The organism is Streptomyces albireticuli (assembly GCF_021228125.1).
Classification (GTDB): domain Bacteria; phylum Actinomycetota; class Actinomycetes; order Streptomycetales; family Streptomycetaceae; genus Streptomyces; species Streptomyces albireticuli.
This window is the reverse complement of sequence record NZ_JAJQQS010000005.1, coordinates 217,819-232,646: the sequence shown is the minus strand read 5'-3', so window position 1 is coordinate 232,646 and position 14,828 is coordinate 217,819. Positions and strand designations below refer to the sequence as shown.

At 70.2% G+C, this 14,828-nt stretch carries 11 protein-coding genes; 1 reads left to right on the top strand and 10 read right to left on the bottom strand.

Going from position 1 to position 14,828, the window contains the following annotated elements:
• Positions 1-67: 67 nt before the first annotated feature.
• From trxA to LUZ64_RS11690, 7 genes are all read right to left on the bottom strand, one after another.
• Positions 68-397: a thioredoxin gene (gene trxA / locus LUZ64_RS11720; RefSeq protein WP_095580840.1), complete on the bottom strand. Its 330-nt coding sequence runs from the start codon at positions 395-397 to the stop codon at positions 68-70.
• Between the two features lie 53 nt (positions 398-450).
• Positions 451-1,419 (bottom strand): thioredoxin-disulfide reductase, encoded by a 969-nt coding sequence (trxB, locus tag LUZ64_RS11715; RefSeq protein WP_095580839.1) that lies wholly within the window; start codon positions 1,417-1,419, stop codon positions 451-453.
• A 116-nt stretch (positions 1,420-1,535) separates the two neighbouring features.
• Positions 1,536-2,489, bottom strand: coding sequence for an RsmA family anti-sigma factor (locus LUZ64_RS11710; protein WP_095580838.1), 954 nt, complete (start codon positions 2,487-2,489; stop codon positions 1,536-1,538).
• Entirely contained in the window at positions 2,486-3,175 is a 690-nt protein-coding gene (sigM, locus tag LUZ64_RS11705) for an RNA polymerase sigma factor SigM (RefSeq protein WP_095580837.1), read from the bottom strand. The genes LUZ64_RS11710 and sigM overlap by 4 nt, the downstream gene beginning before the upstream one ends.
• Before the next feature lie 25 nt (positions 3,176-3,200).
• Positions 3,201-4,934, bottom strand: coding sequence for a protein kinase family protein (locus tag LUZ64_RS11700; protein WP_095580836.1), 1,734 nt, complete (start codon positions 4,932-4,934; stop codon positions 3,201-3,203).
• A gap of 109 nt (positions 4,935-5,043) precedes the next feature.
• Positions 5,044-7,275 carry a murein biosynthesis integral membrane protein MurJ gene (gene murJ / locus LUZ64_RS11695; RefSeq protein WP_232389901.1) on the bottom strand — a complete coding sequence of 744 codons (2,232 nt, stop codon included), beginning with the start codon at positions 7,273-7,275 and terminating at the stop codon, positions 5,044-5,046.
• A gap of 45 nt (positions 7,276-7,320) precedes the next feature.
• A complete protein-coding gene (locus LUZ64_RS11690) occupies positions 7,321-9,633 on the bottom strand; it encodes a DUF6049 family protein (RefSeq protein WP_095581001.1) in 2,313 nt (770 codons plus the stop codon).
• Positions 9,634-9,839: 206 nt separating this feature from the next.
• On the opposite strand from LUZ64_RS11690, the gene LUZ64_RS11685 reads away from it, so the two are divergent.
• Entirely contained in the window at positions 9,840-11,297 is a 1,458-nt protein-coding gene (locus LUZ64_RS11685) for a CCA tRNA nucleotidyltransferase (protein WP_095581000.1), read from the top strand.
• 102 nt (positions 11,298-11,399) lie between these two features.
• Here LUZ64_RS11685 and LUZ64_RS11680 read toward each other — a convergent pair whose 3' ends face one another.
• The 3 genes from LUZ64_RS11680 to LUZ64_RS11670 form a co-directional block, all read right to left on the bottom strand.
• Positions 11,400-12,668, bottom strand: a complete 1,269-nt coding sequence (locus LUZ64_RS11680; RefSeq protein ID WP_095580999.1) for an MFS transporter — start codon at positions 12,666-12,668, stop codon at positions 11,400-11,402.
• 91 nt (positions 12,669-12,759) lie between these two features.
• Positions 12,760-13,842: an inositol-3-phosphate synthase gene (locus LUZ64_RS11675; protein ID WP_095580998.1), complete on the bottom strand. Its 1,083-nt coding sequence runs from the start codon at positions 13,840-13,842 to the stop codon at positions 12,760-12,762.
• Positions 13,843-13,890: 48 nt separating this feature from the next.
• Entirely contained in the window at positions 13,891-14,559 is a 669-nt protein-coding gene (locus LUZ64_RS11670) for a PadR family transcriptional regulator (RefSeq protein ID WP_095580997.1), read from the bottom strand.
• Between the last annotated feature and the right edge of the window lie 269 nt (positions 14,560-14,828).

The following is a 14,828-nucleotide window of genomic DNA, read 5'->3' as shown; positions in this document are numbered from 1 at the left end:
GGCCCGCCCCCTCGTGGAGGGGGCGGGCCTGTTCGTTCCGCTGTTTCACGTGAAACAGCGGAAGGGCTTACTTGGCGCTGATGAAGACGTCCAGGTCGCGCTCGATGGCGGCCTTGGGCTTGGCGCCGACAATGGTCTTCACGACCTCGCCGCCCTGGTAGACGTTCAGGGTCGGGATCGACATGACGCCGTACTTCGCGGCCGTGGCCGGGTTCTGGTCGATGTTCAGCTTGACGATCTCGATCTTGTCGCCGTGCTCGGCGGCGATCGCCTCCAGGGACGGGGCGATCTGACGGCACGGGCCGCACCAGTCGGCCCAGAAGTCCACCAGAACGGGCTTGTCGCTCTTGAGGACGTCCTCGTCGAAGGAAGCGTCGGTCACGGTCTTGAGAGCCACGGAGGTCTCCTTAAGTCTTCTCAGCGTGGGGGTGATGGAGGTGGGGGGGTGAGTCAGGCAGTCTTCTCGGGCTCGCGAACGTGCTCGCTGTGGGAGAGGGAGGCGAGGAAGCGCTCGGCGTCGAGGGCGGCGGAGCAGCCGGTGCCGGCGGCGGTGATCGCCTGGCGGTAGGTGTGGTCCACCACGTCACCGGCGGCGAAGACACCGGTCAGGTTGGTGCGCGTCGACGGGGCGTCGACCTTGAGGTAGCCCTCGTCGTCCAGGTCCAGCTGGCCCTTGAAGAGCTCGGTGCGCGGGTCGTGGCCGATCGCGATGAAGAGGCCGGTCACCGGGAGCTCGGAGGTCTCGTCGGTCTTGAGGTTGCGCAGGGTGAGACCGGAGAGCTTGTTCTCGCCGTGGATCTCGGCGACCTCGCTGTCCCAGACGAAGGAGATCTTCGGGTCGGCGAAGGCACGCTCCTGCATCGCCTTGCTGGCGCGCAGGGTGTCGCGGCGGTGGACGACGGTGACGGACTTGGCGAACCGGGAGAGGAAGGTGGCCTCCTCCATCGCGGTGTCGCCGCCGCCGATGACGGCGATGTCCTGGTCCTTGAAGAAGAAGCCGTCACAGGTGGCGCACCAGGAGACACCGCGGCCGGACAGCTCGTCCTCGCGGGGCAGGCCCAGCTTGCGGTGCTGGGAGCCGGTGGTGACGATCACGGCCTTGGCGCGGTGGACGGTGCCGGCGGAGTCCGTGACGGTCTTGATCTCATTGCTGAGGTCGACCGAGATGACGTCGTCCGGGATCAGCTCGGCACCGAAGCGCTCGGCCTGGGCGCGCATGTTGTCCATGAGGTCCGGGCCCATGATGCCGTCGCGGAAGCCGGGGAAGTTCTCCACGTCGGTGGTGTTCATCAGCGCGCCGCCTGCGGTCACGGCTCCCTCGAAGACCAGCGGCTTCAGCGAAGCGCGGGCGGTGTAGAGCGCGGCCGTGTAGCCGGCGGGCCCGGAGCCGATGATGATCACGTTGCGGACGTCGCTCACGGGAGTCTTCCTTGTCTGCCGACTGCTGTCTCGGGACCTTGCGGGGTGTTCACCCCACCCAACGGATCCTAAGGGGCGAGCATTCCCGAAATGTGACAGCTGGGGCCAGGACAGGCTCAGGAGCGCGGCAGAGTGCGCTTCACCAGCACCTTTCCGGGTGCCGTCGGTGACGCGGTGACACAGCTCGAACTGACGACATAGGCATCGACCAGTGTGGTGTCGCCCGTGTGCGGGAGGACGACCAGATGAACGTCCTGACCGTTGTAGGAGTCCGGCTCCGCGGCCAGCGCGGTGTCGGGCCTGCCGATCCCCTCGCGTACGCAGGAAGGGGTCGGCGCGCCGCCCGGAGCGCTGAGCGTGGTGTGGCCCGTCTCCTCGGGGGCGCCGTTCCCGGAGCTCATGCCCCGTGTCTCGGCCTTCTGGAACGGCCTTCCCAGGAGGTCCTGGACCCGGGTCCCCAGCTCGCCGGAGGCGAGGACGACCGCCGGCGGCGGACTCTCCTGGCCACCGTCCGCCCCGCTCGTGCCGCTGTCCCCGCTCTGACTCTGAAGGAAGAAGCCGCCGGCTCCGATCACCGCGGCGGCGCAGGCGCTGCCGAGGAGGACCCTCGGCCAGCGCCGGGCACGGCGGTCCCCGTTCGCCGTGCCGGCGCCCGGTGTCTGCCGGCCGGGGCCGGTGGCGGCCCGTGGGCGTCCGGCGGGACGGTCGGCTGTTTCACGTGAAACAGGCTCGGGGGACACCCGCACGGGCACGGACTCGACGGCTTCACAGGAGACGGTTTCACGTGAAACGTGGGCGTCGGCCTCGGGTGAGGTCGAGTCGAGGAGCGCTTCCGCGGCGAGGGCGGCCTCGATACGGCCCGCGACGTCCGAAGGCATCCGAGGCGGCCCGGGCAGGGTGCCCAGCAGTCCGCGGATCTCGTCCAGCGAGCTCCGTACGTCCTCGCACAGGTCGCAGTCGGCCAGGTGCCGACGCAGGTCCGAGGTCCTGGACGGGGAGAGTACGCCCTCGGTGAGCGCGGAGATCTCCGCGACCTCCGGGTGCTCATCCGTGCCGGTCGTCAAAGTCACGCTCGCCCACCTCCACCCTTCACTGGATCTGCGTCACTCTGTCCTGCCGGTGGTGGGACGGACGCGCTCTGCGACCGGTTCCTTCCCCCGCCGGGGGCCGGACTACCCCCACGATCGGCGCGCAGATGGGTGAGCATCGGCAGCAGCCGGGCCCGGCCTCGCGCACATCTGCTTTTCACCGTGCCCACAGGGACATCAAGAACCCTTGCCGCCTCGGCGACGGGGTAGCCCTGCATATCGACGAGGACGAGGGCCGCCCGCTGGTCCGGCGGCAGGGTGGACAGGGCCTGGAGCAGCTCACGGTGCAGATCTCCGCGCTCGGCGGGCGCGGCCGCGGACTCATGGGGTTCCAGCAGCTGCTCAAGCCGCTCGGTCTCGGCGAGCGGCGCGGTCCGCCGGGAAGCGGCCTTGCGGGCCCGGTCCAGACAGGCGTTGACGGTGATGCGGTGCAGCCAGGTGGTGACCGCGGACTGTCCCCGGAAGGTGTGCGCGGCGCGGTAGGCGGAGACCAGGGCGTCCTGGACGGCGTCCGCGGCTTCTTCCCGGTCGCCCAGGGTGCGGAGCGCGACGGCCCAGAGGCGGTCGCGGTGGCGCCGCACGAGCTCCGTGAAGGCATCGGGGTCGCCACCCACATGCTTCGCGAGGAGGTCGGCGTCGCTCAGGTCGTCGTGGGTGACGTCGTCCAATGTGGGTCCCCCTCCCCTGGCTCCGCTAGTGTGCCAGCCCCTTGAACTTCACGTCATTGATGCCCTGTTTGTAGCCGGGATCGCTGTAGTTGTAGGGGCCGTTCTGCGCCGGTGCGTGCGGCATGGCGGTGATCCAGAGGAGGACGTACCGGGTCTCCGAAGGCTTCTTGACGGTGAACTTGAGGCGCTTGCCGTCCGTCTTCTCGGACGACGCCAGTTTCTTCATGTCGTCCAGAGGGGTCGACGGGTTCAGCGCGTCGGTCGCGTAGAGCGTGATGGTGGTGTGGGGACCGCCGAACTGGAGCTTCACCTCGGCGCCGCTGAACTTCTGCTTCGACCCCAGGTCGTAGACGATGCCGACGCCGCGCTTGAACGACGGATCGAGATCCGGACCGTTGTAGAAGGAGCTGGAGTACCAGCCGGTGCGGGCGTCCTTGTCGTAGGTGTTCCCGACGTCCGAGGCGTGCTGGTACTTGCCGTCCGGGGCGTACTCCCTCGCGCCTTCCACGGCCAGCGTCCGCTCGGCCTTCTTCGAGGAGCCGTCGTTGGCCGACGTGGAGCGCGGGGTGTCCGGCTCGCCGGTCTTCAGGAGGGTGTCCGCCAGCTGCCAGCTGCCCAGGCCCAGTGCCGCGATGAGCAGTGCCGCGACGCTCCACTTCAGTGCCCGGCCGGTGCGGCTCTGGAGCGGTGGGGGCGGCGGGACGGGTGCCGGCTGCACCGGGACGCCGTTGCGCGTCGGCGGCTGACCGTACGCACCCTGGTGGTAGTTCGTGCGCTGGTAGCCGCCGGGAGGAGTCGCGAAGGGCGTCTCCGGTGGCCGGATGCGCGGCATCGCCGCGACCGCCTTGGCCAGCTCCTCGGGCGTGGCGCAGGGCTGCTCCTGCCGGGAGGCGGTGGCCCCGTCGTTGACGAGCGCGCGCATGGCGAGCTCGGAGAGGCCGCGGTGGATGCCGGCCCGGACCTGGTCCGGGGCGATGAGGCCGACGCCCTTGGGCAGGCCGGGCAGGCCGTAGGCGTTGTTCTCGTACGGCCAGCGCTGGGTGAGGGCGGCGTAGAGGAGCGCGCCGATGGCCTCGGTGTCGGTGCGCTGCGGGTGCTCCGAGGCGATGCCCCGCAGGGCGGCCATGACGGCGAGGCCGCGGATGCGGTACTGCCCGGTCGAGGTGCGCAGCACCGAGCCGGGGTTGAGGCGGAGGTGGGCCAGGCCCTCGCGGTGGGCGGCGGCCATGGCCTGGGACACCTGGCTGACGAGCTGGTAGGCGTCGTGCGGCTCCATGGGGCCGGCGGAGAGGACGGTGCTCAGCTCGGTGGCGTCGGGCAGCCACTCGTGGACGACGTAGACGAGGTCGTTCTCCTCGACGGCGTCGAGGACCTGGACGAAACGGGGGTCGCCGAGCAGGGCGGCGGAGCGGGCGGCGGCGAGCACCGGGCGGGAGCGCGGGTGGCTCGCCGGGAGGAGGTGGACGCCCACGGCGCGGCGGAGCTTCTCGTCGACCGCGCGCCAGCTGCTGAATCCCTCCAGACGGGTGACGCACTCCTCCAGGCGGTACCGCCCGGCGAGCTTGTGGCCGCTGTGGAGCTCGGGGGATCGGGCGTCGCGCGCGGTGCCCCGGCGCTCCGCGGGCTCGCTGTCCTTCTGAGTGTCGGGCTTGATCGCGGTCTCCGCCCCGTCGGCCGTGGCCTTGCCCGCCTCGGCGGTCAGCGGCTTGTCGCCGCTGGTGCCTGCCACGTCGACGGCAGCTGTGCTCCGTTCCGCCACCGTCGTTCCTGCCTCCCCATCCGTTGCGCGCTGTCCACAGCCAAGACAATTGTGCCCACAGTCCGGCGCTATGCACGACACGCGGCGGCGGGCGATGGTTGTGCTCGGATCAGCGTCCGAGCCGTCCGCGGACCATACCGACCATGGCGGTCAGTTCCTCGACCCGCATCCGCTTCGCGGCGATGTAGAAGACAGCGATCAGGATCAGACCACCGCCGGTCAAAGAGGCGATGGATCCGGCGAGACCCCGGCCGATCAGCTGACCGATGCCGTAAGCGACGGCACCACCGATGAGCGCGGCGGGGATGCAGGCGCCGATGAGACGGGTGTACGTACGGATGACGTGGGACCCGTCGAGCTCGCCGCCCAGCCGGGTGCGCAGGCGGCGCCACGCGACGCCTACACCGACGGCGTAGGCGAGACCGTACGAGGCGGCCATGCCGGCGACGGCGTAGCGGGCGGGCAGCACCAGGAAGCTCGCGACGGCGCCGGCGGCGTTGACCCCGGCGACGATCACCGTGTTGTAGAAGGGGGTGCGGGTGTCCTCGTAGGCGTAGAAGCCGCGGAGGATGACGTACTGCGCGGAGTACGGGATCAGGCCGAGGCCGAAGGCCATCAGGATGACACCGATGTTCACGGCGCTGCTGATGTTGGAGGTGCCGAACATCAGCGTGGACATGGGGATGCCGAGCGCGAGGAAGGCGAAGGCGCAGGGCACGATCGCGACGGCCGAGGTGCGCAGTCCGTGGGAGAGGTCGTCGCGCACGGCGGAGACGTCGCCGTCGTGGGCGGCGCGGGAGATCCGGGGGAGGACCGCGGTCATCACGGAGACCGTGATGATGGCCTGCGGCATCTGCCAGAGCTGGAGCGCGTAGTTGAAGGCCGTGATGCCGGTGCCGGAGTGGCCCTGGCCCTCCGCGGTCGCGCCCGCCCGGGTGGCGAGCTGGGTGACGACGACCATGCCGAGCTGGTTGGCGAGGACGAAGAACAGCGTCCACTTGGCCAGGCCCGCGGCCTTGCCGAGGCCCTGGCCGCGCCAGTCGAACCGCAGGCGGAGCCGGAAGCCGGTCTCCCGGAGGTACGGGAGCATGGCGAGCGCCTGGACCGCGAGGCCCAGCAGGGTGCCGATGCCCAGCAGCCGGATGCCCTCGGGGGTGATGGTGGAGGGGCCCATCTCCCCGGTCTTGTAGATGCCGAACACCCAGATGAAGGCGCCGAAGGTGGCGATGATGACGATGTTGTTGAGGACCGGGGTCCACATCATCGCGCCGAACTTGCCGCGGGCGTTCAGGATCTGCCCGAGCACGACGTGCACGCCCATGAAGAACATGGTCGGCAGGCAGTAGCGGGCGAACGCGACGGCCACGTCCATCTGGGCCGGGTCGTTGGCGTTCTCCGGCATCATCATCCGGACGAGGAGCGGGGCTCCCAGGACACAGGCGGTGGTGACGCCCGCGAGCAGGACGACGACCAGGGTGAGGAGCCGGTTGGCGTACGCCTCGCCGCCGTCTTCGTCGTTCTTCATCGCGCGGACCAGCTGCGGGATGAACACGGCGTTGAGCGCGCCGCCGCCGACCAGGATGTAGATCATCGTGGGCAGGACGTTGGCGACCTGGTAGCTGTCGTTGAGGGTGCCGACGCCGATGGCGGCGGCCATCACCAGGTTGCGGGCGAAGCCGAGGATGCGGGAGACGAAGCTGCCCGCCGCCATCACGGCGCTCGACTTCAGCAGGCTCGCGGCCTTGCCGCCCTTGGCCGCGGCCGGGGCCGGGGGGGCCTCGGGGACGAGGGTGGGCTCGGGCTCCGCGCCGGGCTGGGCGGGGCCCTGCGGCGGCTGGGGCGTGTAGTGCCCCGGTGCTGGGATCGGCTGGCCGGACGGGCGCTGCGGCTCGTACGGCTGCTGGTCCCGGTACAGGTGCGCGAAGGCGTCACGCTCGGGCTGGTCCGCCGACGCCTGGGCGCCGATGCCGGCGAACTGCGTCGTCGGCTCGTCGCCGTACGGGCGGGCGCCGGGCTGCTGCGCCGGCGCCGGGGCCCACAGCTGCGGGTCGGGGCCGTGCTGCGGGCCGGCCGGCTGCTGGTGCAGCGGGAAGGTGTTCTGGTACGTGCCGGGCGTGGCCGGCGGGTGCGCCGCGCGGTCGTACAGCGCGTCGCTCACCGGGTCCTGGGCGGACGGGTCCTGCCCGGGGTAGGGCTCGGAGGCGTAGGCGTCCCGGAGGTAGGGGTCCTGGGCGTACGGGCCCGGACGGGGCGAGTCCGGGGCAGGCGGTGGCGGCGGGTAGTGGCCCCGCTGCTCACCACCCGAGCCCTGCCCGCGGTCACCGTCGTACGGCGCGTTCATCGCTACCCCACCTCATCGTCCGCGGCCGGCCGGCCCCACTACACGTCAACGGTCCACTTTCTCACCTGTGCCGGATGGGTCAGTGCTTTCCGATCCGGTGTCCGGTGCCGGGTCGCCCGGCACCTCGGGCCGGTCGTCACCCGGGCCGCTGTCACCCGGGCCGTTCCCCTCCCCGCCGGGCGCCCCGCCGTCCGCCGTCCCACGGGCGGCGGACCGCTTGCGCTGGAGGTAGATACGGAGCCCCGCGAGGATCAGGAGGAGGACACCACCCGCGATGACGAGCAGAACCATAGGGGTGATCGACGTGACATGCACATAGAAGTACATCGGCTCGCCGTAGGGCTGCCCGTCGTCCGTGTACAGCCGGGCCGTCAGCTTCACCGGGCCGTTGGCGTTGGCCCGCGTCTCGAACTTCAGCGTCTGCCGGTGTCCGCCCTCGATCTTCACCGGCTGGGAGGCGTCGACCTTGAGGCGGTTCGGCTGGCTGGACTCCAGCACGAGCCGGAGGCCGTCGATGCCCTGGAGCAGGCCGTTCTGCACGGTGATCGGAAGCGTCGCGTCGCGGCCGGAGAGGGTGGCGTCGGACTTCTTGATGAGCTGCACCTGGCGGGTCAGCTCGTACAGATACGACTGCACCGCGTCGCGGAAGTCCGCGGCGCCGTTGCGGTCGCCGCGCCACGACGTGGACATCTCCCGCATGATCGCGCTGCCGAACGGGGTGACCACCCGGTCCTCGGAGGTGAGGATGACCTTGAAGCTGTCCAGGGTGCTCTGGGTCTTCTGGATCTCCTGGAACGCCTCGGTGGGCAGTTCCTGCGCGCGCAGCGACTCGGGGTAGGAGCCGGAGCCGGGCACCTGCTGGTTGGCGGAGGGGTCCGGCTTGGCCTTGGCCGCGTCCCCCAGGTCGAGCGGTGTGGTCCAGCGGCCGTCCGACAGGCCGCTGATCGCGGCGGCCATGGCCTGCGCCTGGCTCGTCGTGGGCATGCGCTGGGGTGCCACGACGATGCTGCGCTCGTCGTCGGGGGCCTGGCGGTTCACCAGGAGGCTCTGCGCCAGGAAGCGCTGCACGGCGAGGGAGGCGTTGTCCGCCCGGATCAGATCGCCCTGGAAGACCGTGGACATCCGCGCGTCGGCGACGACGGCGGTGTTGCCACCGCCGATCTGGCGGGCCGCGCTGGGCGTGTACGAGGCCTTGGGCTCGCGGATGCTGTCGCTGCGGGCGATCACGTTGTGGGCGCCCGCGGAGGTGGCCACGTCGATGATCGAGGAGTCGACCGCGCCGTCGACCGGCCACGCGAAGTCCGTGCGCGGCTTCACACCGAGGATGGTGTCGACGGTGGTGGCGGCGAGCTCCGTCGCGGACTGGAGGTGGCTGAGGGTCCCGGAGACGTCCTTGCCCCGGTGGGCGAGCGAGGCGAGATCCGGGTCACCGAAGGGCAGCGCCACCACCTGGTGGCCCGCGACGGCGGTCTGGAGCCGGCTGAGCCACTGCTTCGCGACCGCCTGCCCCTTGCCCGGGACGACCTTCCCGTCCGGCCCGTCGACCCGGTAGCTCTTGGTCATGGCCTCGACCGTGGCGAGCAGGTCGGGGTCGATCACCCAGGTGATCTTCAGGTCCTTGCCCAGCGCCACGAGCTGGTTCAGGCGGCCGCCCGGGGCCAGCTCGGCGGCGAGGTCGTCATTGGGGAAGATCGGCGTCTGCTGCTGGTCCTTCTCGGTGCGCGCCGTGAGGTGGGTGGCGGAGACCAGCGGCCACAGGAACGTGAGCTGCGTCTTCTTGCCCTCGACACCGGACGGCTGCCAGGGCAGCAGGGTGCGCTGGATGCCCAGCACCCCCTCGTAGGGGTGGTCGGCCGACCGCCCGGAGAGGGAGACGCCCAGCTGGTAGACGCCGTCGTGGCCGAGGTCGAGGTCCTTCGCCGGCAGGGAGATGCTGAATTCCCTGCTGACCCCCGGAGCCAGCTTGTCGATCTTCTGGGTGTGCTTGCCGAGCTCCGCGCCGTCGGTCCCCGGCGAGAAGCCCGCCCGGTAGCCGATGTCGTCGATGTCGCTCCGGCCGCTGACCTGCGGACCCACCCGCAGCCCCACATGGGCGTCGGTGACCGTCGACCCGCTGTTGTTGGTGACGGTCCCGGAGAGGGTGATCGTGTCGTTCTGCGTCGGTGCGACGGGGGTCACGGTGTCGATGGCGACCCCGACAGGTCTGGAGGTGGGCGACTCGGCGCGGGCCGCCGGCGCCGCGGGCAGCTGTACCAGGCCGACGAGGAGCAGGACCCCGAGCAGCACCGTCATGAGGTGCCTGGCCCACCGGCAGGCAGGAGCGGCCGTCGTCCCCTGGAACTCTGCCGCCTCGGCCACGCGCTCGCCCGTCCCTCGTCGTCGTCAGTGGTCGTCGGTTGTGCGTCCACGAATGGTAACGAGGCCCGCTGCGGCTAAGTGCCGCGGACCGTTCCGCAAGATCACTGCGGGGTGGTTGTCCGGACTGCGCCCGCTTTGCCTGGGCTGTCGCCTTGGGCCCGTAACGAAGAGGCCCCGGGGCGTGCGGCCACGTACCCTCTTCTGTTGTGCCGAACGCCAACAATGACAGCCACACCACGCCGTCCACGAACGAGCTCAGCCACGTGCAGCGCCGCGCCGTGAGCGAGCTCCTGCGGGTCTCCCCCGTGGCCGACGACCTCGCCCGCCGGTTCAAGGAGGCCGGGTTCTCGCTTGCCCTGGTCGGCGGATCGGTGCGGGACGCGCTGCTCGGCCGGCTCGGCAACGACCTGGACTTCACCACGGACGCCCGCCCGGAGGACGTGCTGAAGATCGTGCGGCCCTGGGCCGATGCCGTCTGGGAGGTCGGTATCGCCTTCGGGACCGTGGGATGCCGCAAGTCGGACTTCGATATTGAGGTCACCACATACCGATCGGAAGCGTACGACCGGACCTCGCGCAAGCCCGAGGTCTCCTACGGCGACTCCATCGAGGAAGATCTCGTCCGCCGGGACTTCACCGTCAACGCGATGGCCGTCGCGCTGCCGGAGAAGGAGTTCATCGACCCGCACAACGGCCTGGAGGACCTGGCCGCGCGGATCCTGCGCACCCCCGGCACCCCCGAGGAGTCCTTCTCCGACGACCCGCTGCGCATGATGCGGGCCGCGCGCTTCGCCGCGCAGCTGGACTTCGAGGTCGCGCCCGAGGTCGTCGAGGCCATGACGGAGATGAGCGGCCGGCTGGAGATCGTTTCCGCCGAGCGGGTCCGGGACGAGCTCAACAAGCTCATCCTCTCCGACCACCCCCGCAAGGGCCTGCGGCTCCTCGTCGACACCGGGCTCGCCGACCTCGTCCTGCCCGAGCTCCCGGCCCTGCGCCTGGAGCGTGACGAGCACCACCGCCACAAGGACGTGTACGAGCACACGCTCACCGTCCTGGAGCAGGCCGTCGACCTGGAGGAGAACGGCCCCGACCTCGTGCTGCGCCTGGCCGCGCTGCTGCACGACATCGGCAAGCCGAAGACCCGGCGCTTCGAGAAGGACGGCCGGGTCTCCTTCCACCACCACGAGGTGGTCGGCGCGAAGATGACCAAGTCGCGGATGACCAAGCTCAAGTACTCCAACGAGCTGGTGAAGGACGTCTCCAAGCTGGTGGAGCTCCACCTCCGCTTCCACGGCTACGGGACGGGCGAGTGGACCGATTCCGCCGTGCGCCGGTACGTACGGGACTCCGGGCCGCTGCTGGACCGGCTGCACAAGCTGACCCGTTCGGACTGCACGACGCGGAACAAGCGCAAGGCGAACGCCCTGTCTCGCGCGTACGACGGCCTGGAGGAGCGCATCGCCCGGCTCCAGGAGCAGGAGGAGCTGGACTCGATCCGGCCGGATCTGGACGGTAACCAGATCATGGAGATCCTCGGGGTGGGCCCCGGCCCGCAGATCGGCAAGGCGTACAAGCACATGCTGGAGCTCCGTCTGGAGAACGGCCCGATGGAGCCCGAGGCGGCCGTCGCCGCGCTCAAGGAGTGGTGGGCGGCACAGGGCTGATGTGCCGCGCCGGTGCTTCCGTGGTTTCACGTGAAACATCAGCGCGTGGATGTGCCGAGGGGCGGTGTTTCACGTGAAACACCGCCCCTCGGCACATCCGGATCACCGACGCCGGGGCCGGGCCATGGCGACCGCGGTCGCCGCGTAGATCAGGGCGACGGTCACCACCAGCGCGGCCGACCGGCCGTCGGGCGGCAGCATCAGCGCGGCCACCGCCGCCGCGCCAACGAAGGCGACGTTGAAGAGGACGTCGTAGAGGGAGAAGACCCTTCCCCGGAAGGCGTCGTCGATCGACGCCTGGACCACCGTGTCCGTGGCGATCTTCGCGCCCTGGGTGCACAGCCCCAGGACGAACGCGGCGATCAGCATGGGTACGCGGGCGAAGGGGAGACCGAGGGCGGGCTCCAGGACCGCCGCCACCACGGCGCAGACGATCATCCACCCGCGCCGGCCCAGCCGGGCCACGGCCCACGGGGTGAGCACGGCGGCCGCGAAGAACCCCGCTCCCGACACGGCCACCGCGACACCGAGCAGGGCCAGCCCCGCGGACTCGGTGTCCGTCCACGCGTACCGGCACAGCATCAGCACGGTGACCAGCAGCGCGCCGTAGCAGAAGCGCATCAGCGTCATCGCGGCCAGCGCGCGGGCGGCCGTACGGCGCTGCCCGAGGTGGCGCAGCCCCGCCACCAGGCCACCGGCCGTGTCGGCCAGGGTTGTCCGCAGCCGGGACCGTGGCACGGAGGCGTCGGGGCCGAGGAGCCCGGCGGCCATGGTCAGCGAGCCGAGGCCGGCGCACAGATAGAGGGCGGCTCCCAGCAGGACGACGACGGCGTCGGAACCGGCGCCCTCGGGGGTGACGAGGCGGACGGCGAAGGCCAGGCCGCCGCCCGCGGTGGCCGCGAGGGTGCCGGCGGTCGGGGAGAGGGAGTTCGCCATCACCAGGCGCTCGGGGGAGTCGACCACCCGGGGCAGGGAGGCGGAGAGCGCGGCCAGGACGAAGCGGTTGACCGCGGTGACGGACAGCGCCGAGGCGTAGAAGAGCCAGTCGGGTACGCCGGCGACGATCAGCAGGGCGGTGACGGTGGCCAGCGCCGTGCGCAGCAGATTGCCGTGGAGGAGCACCTGACGGCGTCGCCAGCGGTCCAGCAGGACCCCCGCGAACGGGCCGAGGAGCGAATACGGCAGCAGCAGCACGGCCATGGCGGAGGCGATGGCCGTGGGGGACGCCTGCTTCTCGGGGGAGAAGACGACATAGGTGGCGAGCGCGACCTGGTAGACGCCGTCGGCGGCCTGGGACAGCAGCCGCACGGCGAGCAGACGGCGGAAGTCACGCAGTCGGAGCAGGACACGCAGGTCGCGCACTACGGGCATGCCGCCCAGCCTCACACAACGCGAGGGCCCCCGGGCGGACAACCCGGGGGCCCACGATCAAGCTCTGTACATCACCCTAGAAGGGTTCCGCTCAGCGCTCGACCTCGCCCTTGATGAACTTCTCGACGTTCTCACGGGCCTCGTCGTCGAAGTACTGCACCGGCGGCGACTTCATGAAGTACGAGGACGCGGAGAGGATCGGGCCACCGATGCCGCGGTCCTTGGCGATCTTCGCGGCGCGCACGGCGTCGATGATGACACCGGCGGAGTTCGGGGAGTCCCAGACCTCGAGCTTGTACTCCAGGTTCAGCGGGACGTCGCCGAACGCGCGGCCCTCGAGGCGCACGTACGCCCACTTGCGGTCGTCGAGCCACGCCACGTAGTCCGACGGGCCGATGTGGACGTTGTCCTCGCCCAGCTCGCGGTCGCGGATCTGGGAGGTGACGGCCTGCGTCTTGGAGATCTTCTTGGACTCCAGGCGCTCGCGCTCGAGCATGTTCTTGAAGTCCATGTTGCCGCCGACGTTCAGCTGCATCGTGCGGTCCAGGATGACGCCCCGGTCCTCGAACAGCTTGGCCATCACGCGGTGCGTGATGGTGGCGCCGACCTGCGACTTGATGTCGTCGCCGACGATCGGGACGCCCGCCTCGGTGAACTTGTCCGCCCACTCCTTGGTGCCGGCGATGAAGACCGGGAGGGCGTTGACGAACGCGACCTTGGCGTCGATGGCGCACTGCGCGTAGAACTTGGCGGCGTCCTCGGAACCCACCGGCAGGTAGCAGACCAGGACGTCGACCTGCTTGTCCTTGAGGACCTGGACGACGTCCACGGGGGCCTCGGTGGACTCCTCGATGGTCTGGCGGTAGTACTTGCCCAGGCCGTCGTGGGTGTGGCCGCGCTGCACGGTGACGCCGGTCGACGGCACGTCGCAGATCTTGATGGTGTTGTTCTCGCTGGCACCGATGGCGTCGGCGAGGTCGAGGCCGACCTTCTTCGCGTCGACGTCGAACGCTGCCACGAACTCCACATCACGCACGTGGTAGTCGCCGAACTGCACGTGCATCAGACCCGGCACGCGGCCGTTCGGGTCGGCGTCCTTGTAGTACTCGACGCCCTGCACCAGCGAGGCGGCGCAGTTGCCCACGCCGACGATGGCTACGCGAACCGAACCCATTCCGGTTGCTCCCTGTTTGTACTCGACGAAGCTCTGCGAGTGCAGAGCTCAGTTGGCGGTGTCGCCGGACGGATCCGTCCGGGAACCACCCCGGTTCCGGGGTGTGCCGCCCGTTTCTCCTGACGTGTCCTGCGGTGCGGCGGCCTTGCGCATGTCGCGCCCGGTCCGCTCGCTCTCGATCAGCTCGTTCAACCAGCGGACCTCGCGCTCCACCGACTCCATGCCATGGCGCTGGAGTTCGAGGGTGTAGTCGTCCAACCGCTCGCGGGTACGGGCCAGGGAGGCGCGCATCTTCTCCAGACGCTCCTCCAGCCGGCTGCGGCGGCCTTCCAGCACCCGCATCCGTACGTCCCGCGAGGTCTGCCCGAAGAACGCGAAGCGGGCGGCGAAGTGTTCGTCCTCCCACGCGTCCGGGCCGGTGTGGGCGAGCAACTCCTCGAAGTGCTCTTTGCCGTCCGCCGTCAGCCGGTAGACGATCTTGGCCCGGCGTCCGGCGAGGGACGCCGCGCGGGCGTCCTCCGGAGCGCTGCCGGGCTCCTCGATCAGGTAACCGCCGGCGACGAGCGTCTTGAGGCAGGGGTAGAGGCTGCCGTAGCTGAACGCTCGGAACACCCCGAGCGAGGTGTTGAGGCGTTTCCGCAGTTCATAGCCGTGCATCGGGGACTCACGGAGCAGCCCGAGAACGGCGAACTCGAGGATGCCGGAGCGTCTGCTCATATGTCGCCCTCCTTCGCCCCTAGTGTCCCCTATGCCGCGCTATGCCGAGCTGATGTATCGACTCGATACATCCAGACGATAGAACGACCACCCTGTTGCGACAAGAGGGGGCACGGTGAACGAGGTCACATCACCGATTCGTGGGACACAACCTGCCTGAATTGGAGTGAACATCCGCAGTGGGCGGGATTTGGCCGTGCGTAGTCTGTGCGCCATGCAGACCACCGGGAACCGAGTGACGCCTTTCGGCGTCCTCGTCCTGGATGCAG

Bases quoted from the DNA above. Each gene is read 5' to 3' on its own strand.
- murJ (WP_232389901.1), bottom strand. From the start codon at position 7,275: ATGAACGCGCCGTACGACGGTGACCGCGGGCAGGGCTCGGGTGGTGAG.
- LUZ64_RS11680 (WP_095580999.1), bottom strand. From the start codon at position 12,668: ATGCCCGTAGTGCGCGACCTGCGTGTCCTGCTCCGACTGCGTGACTTC.
- LUZ64_RS11675 (WP_095580998.1), bottom strand. From the start codon at position 13,842: ATGGGTTCGGTTCGCGTAGCCATCGTCGGCGTGGGCAACTGCGCCGCC.
- LUZ64_RS11670 (WP_095580997.1), bottom strand. From the start codon at position 14,559: ATGAGCAGACGCTCCGGCATCCTCGAGTTCGCCGTTCTCGGGCTGCTC.